General features: G+C 46.6%; 16 protein-coding genes. 5 read left to right on the top strand and 11 right to left on the bottom strand.

What is annotated here, in order from left to right:
* Nucleotides 1-80 precede the first annotated feature (80 nt).
* Nucleotides 81-1,268, bottom strand: a complete 1,188-nt coding sequence (locus AB3Y94_RS08875; protein ID WP_367295902.1) for an acetate/propionate family kinase — start codon at nucleotides 1,266-1,268, stop codon at nucleotides 81-83.
* Nucleotides 1,269-1,379: 111 nt separating this feature from the next.
* On the bottom strand, nucleotides 1,380-1,940 hold the full coding sequence (locus AB3Y94_RS08870; protein WP_125682401.1) for a TetR/AcrR family transcriptional regulator: 561 nt from the start codon (nucleotides 1,938-1,940) through the stop codon (nucleotides 1,380-1,382).
* Between the two features lie 260 nt (nucleotides 1,941-2,200).
* On the opposite strand from AB3Y94_RS08870, the gene AB3Y94_RS08865 reads away from it, so the two are divergent.
* Nucleotides 2,201-3,595, top strand: coding sequence for a YhgE/Pip domain-containing protein (locus tag AB3Y94_RS08865; protein ID WP_367295901.1), 1,395 nt, complete (start codon nucleotides 2,201-2,203; stop codon nucleotides 3,593-3,595).
* 81 nt (nucleotides 3,596-3,676) lie between these two features.
* On the opposite strand, the gene AB3Y94_RS08860 is transcribed toward AB3Y94_RS08865, so the two are convergent.
* The 4 genes from AB3Y94_RS08860 to adhE all read right to left on the bottom strand — a co-directional run bounded on the left by AB3Y94_RS08860 (nucleotide 3,677) and on the right by adhE (nucleotide 9,437).
* Complete coding sequence (locus AB3Y94_RS08860; protein ID WP_367295900.1) at nucleotides 3,677-4,027, bottom strand: aggregation promoting factor surface protein; 351 nt, start codon at nucleotides 4,025-4,027, stop codon at nucleotides 3,677-3,679.
* 233 nt (nucleotides 4,028-4,260) lie between these two features.
* The gene (locus tag AB3Y94_RS08855; RefSeq protein ID WP_367295899.1) at nucleotides 4,261-4,899 is read right to left on the bottom strand and encodes a LysM peptidoglycan-binding domain-containing protein; all 639 of its coding nucleotides are present in this window, start codon (nucleotides 4,897-4,899) and stop codon (nucleotides 4,261-4,263) included.
* 782 nt (nucleotides 4,900-5,681) lie between these two features.
* On the bottom strand, nucleotides 5,682-6,287 hold the full coding sequence (locus tag AB3Y94_RS08850; protein WP_367295898.1) for a LysM peptidoglycan-binding domain-containing protein: 606 nt from the start codon (nucleotides 6,285-6,287) through the stop codon (nucleotides 5,682-5,684).
* 531 nt (nucleotides 6,288-6,818) lie between these two features.
* A complete protein-coding gene (adhE, locus tag AB3Y94_RS08845) occupies nucleotides 6,819-9,437 on the bottom strand; it encodes a bifunctional acetaldehyde-CoA/alcohol dehydrogenase (protein WP_367295897.1) in 2,619 nt (872 codons plus the stop codon).
* Nucleotides 9,438-9,854: 417 nt separating this feature from the next.
* Here adhE and AB3Y94_RS08840 point away from each other — a divergent pair, with 417 nt between their 5' ends.
* Nucleotides 9,855-11,648 (top strand): glycerophosphoryl diester phosphodiesterase membrane domain-containing protein, encoded by a 1,794-nt coding sequence (locus tag AB3Y94_RS08840; RefSeq protein WP_367295896.1) that lies wholly within the window; start codon nucleotides 9,855-9,857, stop codon nucleotides 11,646-11,648.
* Between the two features lie 204 nt (nucleotides 11,649-11,852).
* Here AB3Y94_RS08840 and AB3Y94_RS08835 read toward each other — a convergent pair whose 3' ends face one another.
* Both AB3Y94_RS08835 and AB3Y94_RS08830 read right to left on the bottom strand, forming a co-directional pair.
* Nucleotides 11,853-12,377, bottom strand: coding sequence for a DUF1836 domain-containing protein (locus tag AB3Y94_RS08835; RefSeq protein WP_125682386.1), 525 nt, complete (start codon nucleotides 12,375-12,377; stop codon nucleotides 11,853-11,855).
* Between the two features lie 90 nt (nucleotides 12,378-12,467).
* Nucleotides 12,468-14,813, bottom strand: a complete 2,346-nt coding sequence (locus tag AB3Y94_RS08830) for a cation-translocating P-type ATPase (protein ID WP_367295895.1) — start codon at nucleotides 14,811-14,813, stop codon at nucleotides 12,468-12,470.
* A 164-nt stretch (nucleotides 14,814-14,977) separates the two neighbouring features.
* Between AB3Y94_RS08830 and AB3Y94_RS08825 the strand changes: the two genes are divergently transcribed.
* Nucleotides 14,978-15,139: a hypothetical protein gene (locus AB3Y94_RS08825; protein WP_367295894.1), complete on the top strand. Its 162-nt coding sequence runs from the start codon at nucleotides 14,978-14,980 to the stop codon at nucleotides 15,137-15,139.
* Between the two features lie 65 nt (nucleotides 15,140-15,204).
* A complete protein-coding gene (locus AB3Y94_RS08820; RefSeq protein ID WP_367295893.1) occupies nucleotides 15,205-16,053 on the top strand; it encodes an aldo/keto reductase in 849 nt (282 codons plus the stop codon).
* 191 nt (nucleotides 16,054-16,244) lie between these two features.
* On the opposite strand, the gene AB3Y94_RS08815 is transcribed toward AB3Y94_RS08820, so the two are convergent.
* From AB3Y94_RS08815 to AB3Y94_RS08805, 3 genes are all read right to left on the bottom strand, one after another.
* Entirely contained in the window at nucleotides 16,245-16,670 is a 426-nt protein-coding gene (locus AB3Y94_RS08815) for an Hsp20/alpha crystallin family protein (protein ID WP_367295892.1), read from the bottom strand.
* 264 nt (nucleotides 16,671-16,934) lie between these two features.
* Nucleotides 16,935-17,600 carry a chitosanase gene (locus AB3Y94_RS08810; RefSeq protein ID WP_367295891.1) on the bottom strand — a complete coding sequence of 222 codons (666 nt, stop codon included), beginning with the start codon at nucleotides 17,598-17,600 and terminating at the stop codon, nucleotides 16,935-16,937.
* Nucleotides 17,601-18,134: 534 nt separating this feature from the next.
* On the bottom strand, nucleotides 18,135-18,500 hold the full coding sequence (locus tag AB3Y94_RS08805; RefSeq protein WP_367295890.1) for a hypothetical protein: 366 nt from the start codon (nucleotides 18,498-18,500) through the stop codon (nucleotides 18,135-18,137).
* 208 nt (nucleotides 18,501-18,708) lie between these two features.
* On the opposite strand from AB3Y94_RS08805, the gene AB3Y94_RS08800 reads away from it, so the two are divergent.
* The gene (locus AB3Y94_RS08800) at nucleotides 18,709-20,076 is read left to right on the top strand and encodes a hemolysin family protein (protein WP_367295889.1); all 1,368 of its coding nucleotides are present in this window, start codon (nucleotides 18,709-18,711) and stop codon (nucleotides 20,074-20,076) included.
* The last annotated feature ends 126 nt before the right edge of the window (nucleotides 20,077-20,202 follow it).

The raw sequence follows: 20,202 nt of genomic DNA, 5'->3' as shown, positions 1-20,202 counted from the left end.
CAACCACAGAGGGATCATAACACTAACCTGGTCGGACTACTTTTTAACTAGCAATAATCATACAAACCTAAATCCGTGCCCTATTTAGCCAGACGTTCAACGTCGCGCACGATCATCAATTCTTCATTCGTGGGTACAACTAGCGTCTTAATGCGACTGCCATCAGGACTCACAATGTGTTCTTCCCCGCGAAAATCGTTCTTAACTGGATCAATGGCAATACCAAAATAGCTCAGCTTGTCAGCAACCGCCTGGCGCATTTCAACACCATTTTCACCAGAACCCGCCGTGAAGACGATGGCATCTAAGCCACCTAATTCAGCGATGTAACTCCCCACGTAACGAACAACGCGGTCAACAAACATCTGCAGGGCCAGCTTCGACTTCGGCCGTTCATCCTGCGTCTGTTCCAAATCCCGCTGGTCGGGTGAGAGTTCTGAAATACCAAGTAAACCAGACTTGTTATTTAAGACGTCGATCATCTCTGGCATGGTCTTGTGGAGCTTTTCAGCCAGAAAGGCAACCAGTGAAGCGTCAATGTCCCCGGAACGGGTCCCCATCATGACCCCTGCGAGCGGCGTGAAGCCCATTGAGGTATCGATAGCGTGACCATGGTCAAAAGCCGTGACGGACGAACCAGAGCCTAAATGCAGCGTGATCAGCTTGAGTTCCTCTAGCGGTTTGCCCAACAATTCAGCCGTCCGATGAGCCACATACCGGTGACTGGTTCCATGAGCGCCATACTTTCTGGCACCAAATTTTTCATAGTATTCGTAAGGAATACTGTACATATAGTTAACTGCGGGCATGTCAGCGTACAACGACGTGTCAAAGACAGCGACCTGCTTGGCATCTGGCAGTAACTTCTGGAAGACTTCCACGTAGTACGCTTGCACAGGGTTGTGAAGTGGCGCGTAATCTTTCAGTTCCTTAATCTGCTTGAGCACGATTGGCGTAATGACAGCAGAGTCTTTGAAGACTTCACCACCAGCAACGATTCGGTGACCCACCCCAGTAATTTCGCTAAGATGTTTTACGATACCGTAGGACTTCAACCGCGTCAGCACCATTGCTGCTGCGAGTTCATTCGTAATGTTATCCTGCGTATCGGTAATCTTTTTACCGTCCGCTAATTTCACTTTAAAAATGGAACCGGGTAAGTTCAAACGGTCAACCAAGCCCGATGCGATGACCTTTTCTTCGGGCATGGAAAAGAGTTTCCACTTCAGTGTTGAACTACCTGCGTTAATTGCTAATGTTTTTGCCATGATACTCCTCCCAATCGTTTTTTTCTCGGTTACCTCCTAGTCTAAAGAATTTTGTAACCGTTTTCAAGAAAGAATTCGCGTTTTAGTGAAAAACTGGTCCATTCTTTGCACTTACTCGGTCAATAATTGCTGCGGTGAAAGGGTCCGCGACTGCACAAAGATTGTGTAAGCGGCCCGTGGAGCTAATACTTCTGGTCGTGTTAACCAAAAAATAATGAAATCCAAGATTCCCTGCGATATGAGTTCCTGAGCAAAGTCAGTGGGCATCTCCTTAGTCAGTGGGACCCCAACGACCTGATTGATAACCGCTTTTGTCTGAGTCATGAGGCTAGAAGCGGGGCTTTGAAGCAGGGTGATCAATAGCGCACGCTGCCGATAGGCGTACTGAAAGAATTGCCAGAAGGCATCCCGCGTTGGTGACGTATCCGTTACCCGTACTGGCTTGGTGTAACGCTGAAAGATCTCAGTAACCTGCTGAACTAGTTCCCCCTCATAGTGTGCCAACAGATCAAACTTATCCAAGTAGTGTAAATAAAACGTTCCGCGATTAATACCGGCAATCCGAGTAAGTTTCTGAACCGTCAACCGGTCAAAGCCCTCTTGCGCCATTAATTTAATAAAAGCGCGTTGCAATCTAGCTTCCGTCATCAATACCTGCGTATTACTTTCCATACCCATCCCCCCCAAATAATCGGTCACTGAACTTTCTGCCCCAATTAAATCATCTTTTCCTACCACCAAGCAATCAACAACGTGATCATTTCTGTTGCTAGTTATGTCACTAATCATATGCGATGAAACCAGAATCTAGGCTATTTATCTTGCCCTAACACCAAACATCTCTCACTAAATTGTTGATTGCTTCCCTCAGTTTCAATGCGTATTCTGTAGACGGTCAATCAACCAAGTGTTTATTTGAAAGGTGTGATTTGATGTTCAAAAGTGAATGGCAATTTCTTTGTCAACATAAGGAAATGTACGTCGTCCTGTTTATGATTGCCTTGATTCCCGCAATCTATTGTTTCCTGTACCTCTCCTCCATGTGGAACACGTATGGCCACACAGACGACCTCCCCGTTGCCGTCGTTAACCACAACCATCCCGTTACCTTCCACAACCATCGCATTGCCATTGGCCAATCCCTGACGCATAACTTGAAAACCTCCACTTCCCTAGACTTTCATCAACTGAGCGATACCACTGCCAATCATCAGTTACGTCAAGGGAAAATCTATCTAATTGTCACCATCCCTCATAACTTCTCACAGAATGCGACAACTCTTCTGACTAAAACTCCTCAAAGACTACGCCTTCACTATCAGATCAATTCCGGTGCTAACTTCATCGTCTCTAAAATGACGACCGGTGTGGCGAACACAATTACAGCTAAGGTCAGCCACAGCGTCACTCAACTGGAATCAACTACCCTTCTACAAGCGCTACGGGGAAGTACGGCCGGCATGAGCCGTGCCGCTGCTGGTAACACCCAGTTAACCAGTGGCACTCAGCGACTCTTAAATGGCAATCAACAACTGCAAACTGCTACAACGCCGACTCACGATCCAGCACTATCTGCAGGACTCACTGCCTCAATGACCGGCCTACTGCGCCTAGAGCAAGGCAATGCAGAGCTGAGTGACGCTCTCACTACCGGCAGTGGTCGACTGGCCGGTATTCAAACTGGACCGGCCAACGCGACTGCCATTACCCAACCAATCGTCGCGCAGACACATGACGTGGCCAGCGTTCCAAACAATGGGACCGGCATGGCCCCCTTTGCTATTGCCATTGGCCTCTACGTTGGTGGGATTGCCCTAGGGACCATGTACGACGGTCACCGAACTTATGAACGACCCCAGTCGGCCCTGAACTGGTGGGGCAGCAAAGCCTTGCTAATCGGCGGGGTTGCTATTCTTCAGAGTGGTATTCTCGCCAGCACGTTGGCTCTTGCGAATCACCTTGCCGCCCGTTCGCAGGTTGAATTACTGGCAGCGATTTTTCTCGGGTCACTGCTATTTCTCTCCCTCATCTTCTGCCTGCGACTCTTACTAGGCGGTTTTGGCACTTGGCTCATCTCCATCGTGCTCGTCTTCCAGTTAGCCAGCTCCGGTGGCCTCTACCCCCTGCCGCTAGTTAGCCCTTTGGCCAGACTAGTGAATCCTTGGCTACCCATGACCTACTTGATTCAAGTTCTCCGTTCGGCAATCTCCACCAATGTAAGTCTTCCCGGGGCTTGGCTGATGATGATTGCCATGACTGTGGGTTTCAACTTATTGATCATCCTTCGCTTTCATTTAGACTTAAAACGGAATCAGCTTGCTGATTGACCACGCGGCCGCTCCCGCCCAAACACAAAAAACCTCACAGCCAACCGACTAGTGAGGTTTTTGTTTCATTTAAGTTTTAAGTTAGAACCAGCCGTAGCCTAACCAGTGACGTTTGGCCTTTGTCCACGTACCGTAACGACTGTGCGCGTACTTATCAGCGGTCTTTTCTTGGTTCGACTTGCTGTAGTCTCCACGTAACATGGAGATCGTTAATTGATACTTCCCGTAGTAACGACCATTACGAGCACGGTAGTTACCGCCAGACTCCTTCATAGCAATCCAGGCCTTAGCCTTCTTTTCTTTCTTAGATAACCGAGAAACATAGGTTGTACTGGCTGCTGCTGTCGTTGCTGGAGTCACAACGGATGTGACGCTAGGAACGGCCAACGTAAGCACCGTCACGATGACCATGAAAAATGATTTTAACTTCAAAAATTTTCCCTCCTAGCGAATTTGTTAAGTTTAGCATAACGTTTAAACATTACAGCTAGATTGTCCGAATGTTACAAAACCGTAACGGCCGACCCCATTTTTTGCAGTTTGGTGTAACATTAGTCGCCAAAATGCCTAAATAACGGGATTTGGACACGAAAAAACGACGGTCAGCCGCTAGGACTTTTCCGTCGTTTATTTTGCAATTAATTATTTCACTGGTCTAAGCCGGTTTAGTACCAGCCGTTTGCTTGCCAGAATGACTTGGCTGCAGACCATGAACCGTAGCGAGAGGATACGTAAGAGTTGGCTACCTTTTCTTGGTTAGCGGCTGAGTAGTCACCATGCAAGTAAGACTTGCTCAATTGGTACTTCCCGTAATAGTTTCCATTCGTGGCAGAGTATGAACCACCAGATTCCTTATTTGCAATCCAAGCTTTGGCTGAAGAGCCTGAACCAGATGTGGTCGTGGAAGTCGTGGATGCTGAATTGGTCGTCCCAGTTGAAGCCGTGTTATGGCTATAGTTAGAAGTCCCACTGTAGTTTGCTGAATTAGTGTTGGCGTTCGTCGTGGATTGGCTAGGCGTCGTAGTCGTTGAACCCGTCGTAGCTGCCGTAGTTGTGGTCGTTGAACCAATGCTAGGAATCACTAATGATTCACCCACGTAAATCAAGTTAACGTTCTTTAAATTATTTGCTTGTTCGATTGATGAAACGCTGGAGTTGTATTGGTTAGCAATCTTGGCAACCGTGTCTCCCGATTTAACCGAAACCCGGACGTCGGCATTTGCGGAAGTGGTGCTAGCGAAGAAGCCAGCGCCTAAAACGGCTGCAGTTCCCAATGTAGATACTAAAACTTTTTTGATATTCATAAAAATGAATGTCCTCCTTTTGATTAGTGAATCTGTCTATCAATTACTTAACGAGATATATCATAACCTGTGGAGGTTACACCGCGATTGTTCCTGAGTTACACCCACATTAAGAAAAAACAGCTTAAATGACAAAGCGTAATGTGGTTAATAAGGTTGCAACATTAACCGGGTTTTCGATCTTTATTTTGCGTTGGTATGACGAAATCAATGGTTTGACACAGTTTTGCTCCTAAAATAATCGATCAAAAATTGTGAATTTACCATCTTTTTTAGAGTTAAACCGTAATTTCCAAGCAAATTCAACGCGTAAAGTTAGGCAACTCAGTGTGTTCTTCCGCCTTACTGACCACCAGATATGGGCTGGAACGGTGCGGCCACAACTTGAAGCCTCGAAAGTTCCGAGTCTACAAGCTTGGTCGTCCTCTACTATCAATTAGCTCGTAAATCAACCATGCGCGCCAGTTATCACGTTACACCACAATCAGGGGCGGAGGCGGTCAGGGATGTAGCCAGCTGTGAAGGTGGTGTTAGTTGGTGATTTTTTCCAACTCACAGCACGGGCGACTTTGGAGACACGGGTTCTTCGTGACTTCAAAGCGAGCGGGAGGCCCGCCCTTTGGCTGAAGCGTCCTCCACAGCAGGCGGAATCCCTGGCCGCCGAAGTGCAACTAATATATCTTTTAACCTTTAGTTAGACAACAAAAAACGCCCATCGGACCTGCATCCGAGGGGCGTTACTTGAATTTAAACGTAAGTTGGTTGGCGTTACTAAACTAGGTTTAGTACCAGCCGTTTGCTTGCCAGAAAGATTGGGCAGCTGACCATGAACCGTAACGGGAAGTAACGTATGAGTTAGCAACCTTTTCTTGGTTGGCGGCTGAGTAGTCACCGTTCAAGTAGGAAGAGCTCAATTGGTACTTACCGATGTATTGGCCATTGGTAGCTGAGTATGAACCGCCAGATTCCTTGTTAGCGATCCAAGCCTTAGCACTGGCTTCTGAACCAGAAACACCAGTAGAAGCAGAAGTTGTGCTTGTGTGGTTGTTAGTGGTTGCTTGGCTAGTCGTGGATTGGCTAGCTGGCGTAGTCGTTGCTTGGCTACTGTAATTTTTAGTGGAAACGTTAGCTGAAGTCGTGGCATTTTGCGTGCTGCTTGGCACGTTTAACTTTTGACCCACGAAGATCAGGTTGGAGTTGCTCAGGCTGTTAGCCTTTTCGATAGCACTAACGGATGAATCATACTTGTTAGCTAATGACCAAACAGAATCCCCCTGCTTGACCGTAACATTAGTATCGGCGTTGGCCGTGACGTTAGTGGCGAAGATACCGGCACCGACAACGGCAACCGTACCCAAAGTATTAACTAAAGCTTTTTTGATATTCATAAGAATGAATGTCCTCCTTTGTTTGCTTAACGGGTATTAGAATAACCGATGGTTGTGTCAGCCAGGTTGGCGTTGTGTTACGCCAGTGTTAAGAAAAATATTACTGTATGACATTCCGTAATATTTGTAACCTCTTTGTCATATAAACCGCTTTTTTGACCCCTTATTTGCCCATTTTAGCCAAAAAGAGGGCAATTTTTGAGTGTGTTTTGCACCAAATAATCGAAAAAACTTGGTCACTTTCATGAAAATTTGATGATAAACGCCTTTCTTTATCAATATTTTCATCATTCCTCGCCATTTTCATACCTTGTAGCTTGGTCAAAACCGTTGAATTTGATCAAATTGAGGTCCGGTCCCACAATTCACCGATTACTTTTATTCATATAATATAGTAGAAACTCGTTCAACCACCGAATACATATTAGCTGAAATGCCTATACGCCCAGTCACTTAACACGGATTCAAATGCAACCAAAAAGGCCAGGCGCCTCAGCTCCTGACCTTTTACCATCTTATTAACAGTGACTTTTACTTCTCGACGTTCTTGCCGTCGTATTCGTCAATCATGATTTGCTTCAATTCAGAAATCAAAGGTTCCTTTGGGTTAGCCGTCGTACATTGATCCTCGAAGGCTAATTCAGCCAGCTTGTCTACAGACTGATTGAAGTGAGCCTTATCAACGCCGTTAGCCTTCAAGCTAAGGGTTACACCAACTGAATGGGCCAAGTCAATGATTCGCTTAACCAGAGACTCTTTCAGCTCTTCCTTACTGTTACCGGATAGTCCCAGGTAACGGGCAATCTGGGCATAGTCTTCGTCAGCTCTGAAGTGATCGTACTTTGGCCACATGGAGAGTTTCGTTGGTTCCTTGAAGTTGTACCGGATCACGTGAGGCAACGTAATAGCAATCGCCAAACCGTGTGGTAACCCGAACTCCCCACCAAGCTTATGGGCAATCGAGTGGTCGACCCCTAAGAAGGCGTTCGCAAAGGCCATCCCCGCCAACGTTGATGCGTTATGCATTTCTTCACGGGCGTGAATATCACCATTGTAGGAGTCCGTCAGATTTTCCATAACCAGCTTCATGGCTTGTAAGGACCATGGCCGCGTGTAATCGGAGGCCATATTAGATACGTAAGATTCAATCGCATGCGTCAATACATCTAGGCCAGAGTAAGCGACCGTCTTCTTAGGTACCGTTTCAATAAACTGCGAGTCTACGATGGCAACGTCTGGTGTCAAAGCATAGTCGGCCAACGGGTACTTCACGTGAGTCTTAGAATCAGTGATTACGGAGAATGGCGTAACCTCTGAGCCAGTTCCGGAAGTCGTTGGAATAGCCACAAATTGTGCCTTGTGTGGCTTGTTAAAGCTGTAAGTCCGCTTCCGAATGTCCATAAACTTCTGCTTAGCCCCAAAGAAGCTAGCATTAGGGTCTTCATAGAAGAGCCACATGTTCTTGGCAGCATCCATAGCAGATCCCCCACCTAAAGCCACAATGGTGTCTGGCTTGAACATCCGCATCTGAGCGACCCCACGGTTCACGGTGTCAGTCGTTGGATCTGGTTCAACGTCAGAGAACAGGGAATATTCAATCCCGTTGGGTTGCCGCTTTAATTCATTTAAAACCGTATCGATGTACCCTAGCTCAACCATGGCTGGGTCGGTTACCAAGAAGACCCGCTTAACACCAGGCATATCGTTCAGGTAACGGACAGACGTCTTTTCAAAGTAAACTCGAGGTAATTTAATCCATTGCATATTATTTCGCCGCTTTGCAATCGTTTTGATGTTCAACAGGTCAAATGAGGAAACGTTGTGGGAAACGGAATTCTTACCCCAGGAACCAGTCCCTAACGTTAAGGAAGGCACCATTTCGTTGTACAGGTTCCCAATCCCACCAATAGCGGATGGCGTGTTAACCAACACCCGACTGGCTTTCATGACGATGCCGTATTTAGTGGCCAAGTCATCGTCCTTCGTGTGGATAGCTGCCGTATGCCCTAGCCCACCGAAATGCAGCAACTGATTGCAGAGGTCAAAGGCTTTTTCTTGGCTGCTGGCCTTATATACGGAAATAACCGGACTGAGTTTTTCACGAGAAAGTGGGTACTTTTCACCAACTCCGGTGATTTCAGCTGCTAAGACCTTGGTGGTATCTGGCACCTTGATGCCGGCCAGATCGGCAATCTTGCGTGCTGACATACCGGCAATTGGTCCCTTGACCCCACCATTTGGTACAAACATTGCATCGGCCAACGCCTTCTCGTCAGCTTTTTTAATGAAGTAAACACCCCGGTCTTGCATTTCTTGCTTCACATCGTTGTAAATCTCAGCGTCGATGACAGCACTGTTTTCAGAAGCACAGACCATCCCGTTATCAAACGTCTTGGATAACACGATGTCATAAACGGCCCGTTTGATATCAGCCGTCTTTTCAATGTAGGCAGGTCCGTTACCAGGCCCAACCCCTAAGGCGGGCTTACCAGTTGAGTAAGCTGCCTTAACCATCCCAGGACCACCGGTAGCCAGAACACTGGCGACCATTGGGTGATTCATCAGTGCCGTCGTGGCTTCCAAACTAGGCTTGTCGATCCACTGAATAACGCCTTCAGGTGCCCCGGCAGCAATCGCGGCGTCCCGAACGACCTTGGCAGCCATGACGGAAGATTTTTGGGCTTGTGGGTGGAACGCAAAGATGATTGGGTTCCGAGTCTTTACGGCAATCAAGCTCTTAAACAGTGTGGTTGAAGTCGGGTTCGTAACTGGTGTAACCCCGGCTAAGATTCCTAGGGGTTCAGCCACCGTAATCAATTGTCGTTCACGATCATCTTTAATAATTCCGACCGTCTTGTCGTTTTTAATTGCGTGCCAAATTTCTTCAGTGGCAAACATGTTTTTAACCGCTTTGTCTTCCATCACACCACGACCAGTTTCTTCATAGGCCGCTTTAGCTAACGCCATGTGGTGGTCCAAGCCAGCGATGGCCATTTGATGAACAATGTGGTCAACTTGTTCTTGGGTGAAATCATCCATGCCGCACAGGGCGTCGTGGGCTTTTTGCGTGAGCCGATCGATCATTTGATCGACAGTTTCTTCGCTTTCTTTTACATTTAATTTAGAATTCTCTTTCACGTCTTTTAACATATCCATGCCTCCGTTTTTGAAAACATCTTTGTTAACTTCTTCACGAATATAATCTTACCATGTTTCTGAAAATCTGCAAGACCTTTTTGTTAAAAATATCACAATTAATTTATTTGATTACTTAACCGGTGCTCCGTCAAGCTTCCCATCACACTGTCTGTGCAGGATGTACCATATACTATTCAGAAAGCCTAGGCTGAAAACATATGTGAATTAAATCACCATTAATTGTAAACGTTTTCATTATAACTGCTGGCATTTCCCCGTTTGGTCTCATCACCTACGAAACATCTTAATTTTCTCTGAGGACGGCGATGGGATATGCTAAAGTAGAGGTATTAACCAGGCTATGGTGTCCACCTAGTTCGTCTTTCACGCTAGAATTGCACCGAGCCCACTTGAGAGGAGCTGAGAACTGTGCAAGCTTGGCGGTTCTGGCGGGAAGCAACCCACCACTTTTTCCAACACTGGGGGAGTTATGTGACCCTAGTCTTCGTAACCAACTTAGTCATTAGCTACTTAGCAGTCCCTGCGTTCACTTGGTTGACCGCAGCACTTATGAAATGGCAACGCGTTCCTTATGTTTCCTATACCAACATCGTTGCCATCACGCTTCAACACCCACTGGCTATCGCTGGTCTGATACTGATTCTCCTCGCGATCATCACACTGATCTACTGGCAATTCGCTTACCTGTTACTGGGAATTATCAACATTCGCAGTGGTCGACCAGATTCCTCTAAAACTGTTTTGAATGAAACGTTCCGCAGTATTGCGGGCGCTTCACCCAGTACCTTTTTATTCTTTATTGGCTATTTTATTGTCATCATGCCGTTTGGGAGCGAGTTATTTACCACGCCCCTGCTCAACAAGGCCAAGATTCCTTCATTCATCGTCAGCTATCTCATGAACAACCCACTGTGGGCCGTGTTATTGGGTCTATTTTACGTGGTGGCTGCCTACCTAGGGATTCGTCTGATTGCGGTGCTCCCCTTGATGATGATTGACCACTATCACAGCCACGCGGCCATCCGCCTCAGCTGGCAGCGAACACGCGGCAAATTTTGGAACTACCTCAGCAAAATTGTGCTGACTCTGATTATGGTTAGCGTTACCGTAACTATTATCTACGTCATCATTTATCTGGGGCAGCTGATCTTTGATAAAACCGGCATTGCCCTGACAATTGCTACACTCAATCTCTTTTTAATGGAAGTTATCACAGAATTCATCGTGTGCTACTCAACTGTCCTCTTTATGATGGTCATCCTGAGCAGCCACGACGCTCATCGTCGGACCCCCCTCTCACTCTTTAGCTTCCGCGAACCGGCAAAGACCAAGTTGCGGACTCGTCTATTGATCATCAGTGGTCTAACCGTTATCAGTGCCCTCATGGTGGCCTTCAACTTAGTCTATTTAAACGGCTTGGCAATGAGTAAACCGCTCACCATTGCCCATCGCGGCGTGGACAATGGTAATGGGGTGCAGAACACGATTCCAGCCATGGTTAAGACCAGCAAAGAAAAACCAGACTACGTGGAAATGGACATTCGAGAGACCAAGGATCACCAATTCGTGGTGATGCACGATGCTAACCTGAAAAACCTAGCCAACTTGAAACGGTCAGTCTCTAAGATGACGCTAGCCCAGCTAACCAAGGTCACCGTTACTGAAAACGGCTATCAGGCTAAAATTCCTAGCTTTAATCATTATTTAAACACCGCCATCCAACACCATCAGAAGCTACTGATTGAAATCAAAACCAGCTCTGGTGACACCAAGGATTTACCTGACCGTTTCTACCGGCAATTTGGCGCACGAATCATGGCGCACCATGAACAGGTTCACACGCTGAGTTACGGCATCATGAATCGGTTGAAAAAGGCCCATCCGCAGCTCTTCGTCAGTTACATTTTGCCGTACAACCTAACCTTCCCTCACACTCGGGCCAACGCTTATACCATGGAAGCTACTACCTTGAATGATACCTTCATTGATCAAGCCAACCGAGAGCACAAGAAGGTCTACGCCTGGGATATCGACGATATTACCACCATGGACCAGATGATGTTCATGGGCGCTAACGGTGTCATTACCAACAATCTTAGCCTAATTCAGCAGGAAATTAAGGACAACACCGGCCACCCAAGTTACGCGAACCTCCTGTTGACGTTCATGAACGATTTAACGTTAGAAACGCAGACGCAGTAACGGCATAGGTGATTTTTAAGTATTGCAATGGCTAGTTTTAAGGTCACACAGACGGTGAGATTACCAATCCAGCTCTGCTAAAAAAATGACCCGTAACCAGCTGGCTGAATCAATTACAGTCGTGAGGCCATCTGCTGTGGCCGGTAAGGCGGCAAATAGTGCAATCAAAAAGCTCGGACATTTTGTCCGAGCTTTTTGATTGCACTATTTCTTTTCGATTTTACGTAATGGTCGTTTGATCAGCTTTAACAGCTTCTCAGACTGCAACCGTGCGACCACAGCATCCACTGCAACCTGCATTAATTTCTCGTTTAAGTTCTTAGTAGCTGGCTGAATCTGATCTTCGCCTAAGTGATGCAAGCGATTCTCTAACTGCTCAATAAAATTATCGTAAGCTTGCTTAGGGTAATCCCCAGCCGTAATCTGATCGATACCAGTCCGAACCGTATCCGTCTGGAACATGGGCTTTAACAGGCTGATCATTAAGATATCCGTCAACTGCATGGTTTGGTACTTCTTTTTCACTGGTGCCAAAATCACATTGTGCTTCACGTAATTATTAATCATTGCCGGCGTCACCATATCAATGCCCAATGGTCCTAACGCATCGTTGACTAATGCCGTCACCTGGTCCATGTAGAGATCAAATTTAGGTAAGTCATCCCAACGTGGTAACTTTACACCGTGCATCTGGTGTTCCCACCGCGTATATTGATTAAAATCAGCCATGTTTCTTCCCTGCCCTTCCGTATCTAGTCTCGATTATAACATAGTATCTAGTCCCAATGACTAGATAACGACTAGAATCGACATTTTATCCTAGCGCCAACGTATTCGACTAAGTATTCGGTGACCTAAAATGTCTTGAACAACGATGAACACGGGAATCACGCTAGCCATCAGTGGCAAGTAGATTAAGGCTAAGCGCCAGTTGAGCAAATTAACCAGTGAAAAAATCGGTCCTAGGAATAGAAAGACGATAGCAAATAGTCCCGCCATCAACATAACCAGCCCGATTTTAAACCGGTTCAGCGGCCGGGCCACCATCAGCAAGGCGTTGAGACTGATCATCCCCGTCAACAACACACTCAACGTGGAGGTTGTCGCGAAGGCTAGTTTAAACTGCGTGCCAAGTGCCATGATCACTAGGATATAACCAATGACACAGACCGCTGCGGGTGCCGCAATTTCCATAACTTGCTTCATAAACCGCCCCGCAATCCGGGCGTAATTAGGTTGTAAGGCCAGGAAGAATGTCGGAATCCCCACCATCAACGACGAGATAGGCGTCAACTGAATCGGTTCAAACGGATAACTGTGATTCATGAAGATAAAAATCAACGTCAGTGCCACGGAGTACATCGTTTTGATCAAGAATAACGAGGCGACCCGCTCAATGTTATTGATCACCCGCCGACCTTCATTTAAAACATTGATCATCGCATCAAAGTTTGAGTCAACCAAGACAAAATCAGCCAGACTCTTGGTAGCCTCACTCCCCGAAGCCATGGCAATACTACAATCGGCTTGGCGCAGCGCCAGTAAGTCATTGACCCCATCGCCAGTCATAGCAACCGTATGACCAGCTGCTTGATAGGACTTAATCAACTGTTCCTTTTGCTGTGGCGTGACCCGCCCGAAGACGTTATAGTCTTGGACCAATTTTCCGTAATCGGGGGTGGCGCCCACCGTACTCATGTCAATCAATTGCTGGGCCCCGGCAATCTCCGCACGTTCAGCAATACTGGCGACCGTGACTGGATTATCTCCTGAAATAACTTTCAAGGCAACGTCCTGATTGGCAAAAAAGCTAAACGTATCTTTAGCCCGTGGCCGCAATTCATCCGTAATCAGAATCAATCCCAACGCCTGAGGATTCATTGGCTTGGGCGTGGTCAATCGGTCAGCCTGCGCTAATAGGAGCACCCGAAAGCCCTGCTTTGCCAAGGCCTCAATCCGTTGTTTCACGCTAGCAGGCACCGTATCAAAAATGAACTCTGGTGCGCCCATGAGGTACGCGTGGTCAGCCAACTCGGCCCCACTCCACTTTCTACCGGAGGAGAAAGGCAACACATTTTGAGCGGCAACAACTGGCGCACCCAAGGCGTTTTGCACGGCCTGAGCCGTCTCGTTATCATCCCCCGTGGCCGCCACTAACTGGGCCAGGATCGTTTCTAGCTGGGGAACTGGCACTGAACCAATCGGCTCCACCCGCTCCAACTGAAGTTGGCCGTTGGTAATGGTTCCCGTCTTATCTAAACACAGGACGTCAACTCGTGCTAACGCTTCGATGGCGGGTAATTCCCGTACCAAAACGTTCCGACGGCCTAAAGTAAAGGCGCCCGCTGCCAATGCTACAGAAGTTAGCAAAACTAACCCCTCCGGAATCATTCCCACCATTGAGGCGACGGTTCCCAGAATGGCTCGATTTTGGCTTTGCCCCCGCATCATGGACGAAATAAAGAGCGCGGCCCCCAATGGCACAATGGCGAAGGTCAAAATTTTAATAATACGATTAATAATCGTGAGCAGTTCACTGGAATTCCGGCGCTTTTGTTTGGCAGAGTGAGCCAGTTGTTTCACAAAGCTACCGCTACCCACCATCGTTGCTTGAACCATGGCTCGACCGCCTAAGATAACGCTGCCAGACACCAGTGTGTCGCCGGTATGTTTCTCTATAGGCGTCGACTCACCGGTGATCTGGGATTCGTCAACCTCTAAACCAGCCGTGTCACGAATTAAACCATCGACGGGTAACTGATCCCCGCGACCCAGTGACAAGATATCATCCAACACAATGTCATCTTGGTGATGGGCTGTCAGCTGACCGTCACGGAGCACATTAATGGTTCCCTCCGACAGAAGAGCAAGCTTGTCCACTTGGCGTTTGGAACGAATTTCCTGAAAAATTCCAATACCCGTGTTGACCACGACCACGCCCAGAAAGAGTAAATTTTTATAACTCCCCGTAAAAAAGACCAGGGCGCCTAAGATAATGTTGATTAAGTTGAAGAGAGTTAATAAATTATCCCGAAATATTTGTTTCACGCTTCGGGTCAACGGTGGTAGCGGATCATTCTTCTGACCCGCGGCCACCCGATCACTCACTTTTTCCGCAGTCAAGCCACAGTCCAGTGGTGGTAAGTAATGCTCCTGTGTCGTCATCACACCAAGCCTCCTTCACTGGTTCTTTACCCCCATTGTACTAGATAAAGACCCCCTGACGTCCAAAATTCATTCAGCTTTTTCGAATCCTTTACCGAATCGCAACTACTCAGATAAATGATTATAATGAAGGTGGTGCTTAATCATCCAAGGGAGGAATTACTATGAATCATAAATCATCTGCGCTTATCTTATTTGTCCTCTATATTGTGTTACTCGGTTGCATGCTTGCCCACCAAGACATGTTGGCCATGTGGTTAATGACCGCTGGGATGTTGATTGAAGCTAGTATCAACCTATATGATCAGTTCAAACGGCCACGGTAAGCGTTGTCATTTTTGGCGTTTTAGCCTAAGATAGTACTTATCGACTAACTTGAAGGAGAATGACAATGGCACTTACCAGTATTTCAGATACCATCACCCTCGCTGATGGTAAGAAGATGCCCGCAATGGGTTTCGGCACTTACTTAATTAGCGACCAAGCAACAATGAATAAAACAATTCAAACCGCGTGGGACGCTGGCTACCGGCTCTTTGATACCGCTATGCTTTATCGAAATGAAGACATTCTGGGACCCGCTCTGCATCAGCTGGGGCTTCCCCGTGAAGCACTTTTCCTAACCAGTAAAGTTGCTGAAGCTGTCCAGGGTTACGACCGGACCATGAAGGCCGTAGAAGGCTCGTTAAAGCGACTACAGACCGACTACTTAGATTTGCTCTTGATTCATTGGCCCGTCCGGGAACACTTCTTTGAAACCTGGAAGGCGCTCGAACAATTAAAAGCTAACGGTCAGGTCAAATCCATCGGGGTCTCCAACTACACCGTGGCCCACCTGGAATTATTGGCAACGCAGGCTAAAGAAATGCCCGTCGTGAACCAAGTTGAGTTTCACCCCTACTTAAATCAACAGGGTTTACTGGCCTATGATAAGGAACAAAACATCGTTACCGAAGCCTGGAGTCCACTGGGTCGGCGAGCTGTTCTTGGCGATCCCATGATTGCCAAGATGGCCCAACACCATCAGAAGTCGGTCGCCCAGATTATTTTACGTTGGGAGTTACAACACGGTATTTTACCAATTCCAAAGTCACAACACGCTGAACGAATTCAAGAGAACGCCCAGGTGTTTGATTTCACACTCGCCGAAGATGAAATGACCATGATTGATCTACTGAATAAGAACCAACGGACCGGGAATGAGCCCGAAATTGTTTACGAGACGGGTAAGCAATACTAATCCGTAAAAAGAGAATGGCGCAAAAGACGATTAGCTAGTGAGCAGCAACATTCGGGGTTAAGCGAAGTTAGCTGACTTCTAGCGCACATTTTAGCAAAATGAAATTGACAATTAAAAAGGGTCAAGGACAAAAATCCTTGACCCTTTTTGCGTTGTGACCGTATATGGTTGAAATGTGCAACAACGCTTAATTAGTCGATACTGATTTTATGATTATCTTCGACCTTAGTCTGCTTAGGCAGCGTTAACGTCAAGATACCTTCCTTATAGTTAGCTTGAACATTCTCGAGATCAATGTCTGGTAGATAGAAGGAACGGGCTACGTTTTGACTGTGACGTTCTTGCCGCAAGACCCGACCATCGTTATCCTTAGTTGCTTGCTTAACTTCTGACTTACCAGTAATCCGTAACGTTTCGTCATGGTAATCAACGTGAATGTCATCCTTCTTGAATCCTGGCATCTCGGCAGTTACAACGTAATCCTTCGCGTGTTCAACGACGTCGGTCTTCATAGTATCTTCGCCATTAAACATATCGCGGCCCAAGTTGCCCACTTCATTGAAGAAATTCATTGGATCAAAGAAATCATAGTTCCGGTTCATAACATCGTTAGTCATAATCAATAACCCCTTTCTGCTTTGCTTGATTACATTATCTATAATAGTCAGCGTTGGTCAGTAATGCAAGCATTTAGCACTCGGTCACCTAGAGTGCTAAATTTAGGCTTTGAGTCGCTGATTTATAGCTAATTATGGAGATTTAATCTTGTACTTTTAAAATATAAAAGACGAATTAGTTGTCTAAGGTCAAAGATAGTTAGTAAAATCAAACCGGCCTAAGGCGGACCAGATTTCACCCGTCCTCAACGGACCATCTCAGGCTCACTTCAACCGATAGGCATCCCCGTACATTCGCCAGCTAAGTGGCCGCTTAAGTTGATAATTTTTATTCTTAATAAATTGACGCTGAACGTTCAACCGTGACAAATCCTTATGGGCTCGCTCCCGTTTCATGACCTTAGCCCGTGCTTGTAAAAATGCCCGCAGGTAGTCTGCCTGATTACCACCCTGTCGTGGCGTTTTAGCAAGCCGCTTAGCCTGACGGCGAATCCCCCCAAAACTCTGACTATCTTCACCGGGGCCGTGAACGACAATGGCATCGTAATAGATATACTGGCCCAGTGGACTCAAATTATCCTGTTTAGCAGCCTTCAAAACCGGCCGTAAGTACTGGCGGTTCAGGATAGTATCCTGTGCGCGAATCATCTGCGGATCTTTGGCAGCTTGATGCCACGCCTTAACAAACCCCGGACCCAATCCTGTGTGTGCTGCCGATCCGTTGACTCTACGTAGGGCTGGCAAATAACGCCTTAGCCCGTTGTGATTCAATTTTAGCCGAACATACCGCCGGACCACCTGCCGTAAGTCCCCTGTCGCACTGGTAAACCCAATGATGCCCGCCGTATAGCCACGGCCATCCCCGATGTCTTCAATATAACCATACTGTTGGCGATAGTTGGTCGTCGAATTCTCTGCACTGGCTACCAAGGAAAACGTTGTCGCGCGTAATTTTCCCGTCCGAATCGTGTGCTGCGCTCGATACCCTGGCGCGGCGGTACATCCTGCTAGACCAAAGACTAAGGCCAGTAACAGTAACCCCTAAATAATCTTTCTCATCCGTATCACTTAAAACTCCCCCAAAAGTCATTTTTCTTTCAGCTTACCAATTTGCCTACAAGTTCGCCACTAAGTTTCAATTTTTAACGCACAAGTTAGTCAGATTCTTAACCCCATCAATTCGCATACAAACAAGTCACTAACTGGGTAAACTAAAAAACTTTTCTGAAAGACCCATCAGCCACTCATCCATGCTATACTTAGCTTCACGCCAAATTCAGCCGTCACCGATCTGGAGGTAAAAAAAGGGGCGTACAGAAAATTTCTGCGCGCCCCTCCGAAAACACGACCATCATACTCAAGCGGTCGTGCCCCTGCCAAGTGCTTGTAGTATAGCACTTTTTCTGAAAAATCACTGTCAAAAAAAGGATTCAGTGCTGTTCACTGAATCCTTTATCACCAATTTTAGTAAGTGGTTTGTTGAACATCATGATCAACAATCTTTTCACCCAGTGCATCGGCTAAGTCATGCAAAGCGTCTTCACGGGTCTTAACGAGATCCATGTTAAAGATGATAGAATCAATGTCCCCACCAGCAAAATCAAATTGCTCGAAGTAGACGTAAGGGTCGTGGTCATCGTCGTCGTTTAAGAAATGCTTAGTTACAGCATCAGATAGCGCGGTTGCCCAGGCTAAATCTGCCATCTTTGGTAGATCCTTTTTCGTCACATACCCCGGATCCAGAACCAACTTCGAAGCCTTTTCCACGTCTTCAGCTGGAATGTCGATCTTCGGTGTTTCTGCTTGTTCTTCCTTTGGTGTATCTGCCATAATCAAAATCTCCTTTGATGTTACTAATTTAAGTCTAGTCCTTTTTTTGCCAAACGTTAAGTATTCCATTCTATCTGGCTTTTTTTGGCGATGTTCGGTTGCTAAGCGAACCTATAAAGGGTACAATTTGCTTCAATTCACCCCCTGTGAAATGGTGCTGAGACGCGCTATAATAAAGGGATAGAACTAATGAAATGAGGAATGATGTGTGGATAGCGGTCAGATAGTTGTGAATCTAATTATTATTTTAATTACCTTCTTTTTTGCAGCTTTCTTTGTTGCCTGCGAGTTTGCTTTGGTTCAGACTCGGCCTAGCGCTCTTGAAGAAAAAATCGCCGAGAGCGACAAGCCGTCAACCAAGCTTAATCGGGCCATGAAAATGGTCACCAATTTAAATGAATATTTATCAACAACTCAGGTAGGGGTTTCCCTTGCCGGTATTATCTTAGGGTGGATCGGGGAAACGTTCTTCGTTGACCTCTTACTAGACGGCATTGCGCCTGCCCACCTAAATGGCGCGACGGCTCACACTATCGCGGTCATTTTCGGGGTTTTACTCCTGACTTACCTAGAAGTGGTCTTCACTGAAATTGTCCCTAAGAACATTTCCATCGATATGCCAATGAAGGTCTTAATGTTAGTGGTCACACCCCTGCATTATTGCCATGTTCTATTCTACCCATTCGTTTGGTTGCTCAACTCCAGCGCTTCCGGTGTTGTTCGCTTGATGGGTCTCAAAGTTGCCAACGAAAGTGACGAAGTTTTCTCCCAAGCTGAAATCTTGAACCTCTCACGGAGCGCCGTGGAGGGCGGGGAGCTTGAAAAGAACGATTTGGTCTACATGCAACGGGCCTTCGAGTTAAACGACAAGGTCGCCAAGGACATCATGATCGACCGGACACAGCTCGAGGTTATCGACATCACATCGACGGTCAAGGAAGCCTTGACGGTGTACCTCCAGGAACGGTTTAGCCGCCTTCCTGTAGTTGCTGACAATGATAAAGATAAGATTTTAGGCTACGTTTATAACTACGATTTAATTCGCCAAACGCAAGTAGATTCCTCTATTCGCGTGGACAAGTTGATCCGAGATATTTCAACCACGCCTGAAACTACGCCAATTACCCAAGTCCTACAGCAAATGATCAAGAAACGGACCCCTATCGTTGTTGTCGTTGACGAGTATGGGGGAACTTCTGGAATCATTACGGATAAGGATATTTACGAAGAACTGTTCGGAACCGTCCGTGATGAAATTGACGATGCCAACGACCAATACATTTTCAAGCAACCAAATGGCACCTTCCAAGTAAATGGGAAGATGACAACCTACGACTTCGAGCGCTACTTCAATACAGACATTAAAGGATTTGAAGCCTCTGATACGGTTACGATGGCTGGGTTTATCATTGATAACTACCCAGATGTAAAGGTCAATGACGTCATTCAATTGAAGAACTTCGATTTGAAGGTCCTGGACTACGAAAATTCCTTTATCAATTGGCTAGAGGTCACAGTCAATCCGCCACAGAAACAGATTACGACGGAAGCTCCTGACGATGGCAAAGAAAACTAAAATTAATTATTTGAAAAGCGCGACTCAATTGTCGCGCTTTTTTTGTAAAAAAAAGCGGCCACTTGGCCGCAAACAACTTATGTAGACTGCTTTAGCTAGTGACGACTCTTAACTAACCCCTTAATA

The organism is Levilactobacillus yonginensis (genome assembly GCF_964065165.1).
In the GTDB taxonomy this organism is placed as follows: domain Bacteria; phylum Bacillota; class Bacilli; order Lactobacillales; family Lactobacillaceae; genus Levilactobacillus; species Levilactobacillus yonginensis_A.
The sequence above is the reverse complement of the archived record's forward strand: the minus strand, read 5'-3'. Positions and strand labels throughout refer to the sequence as shown.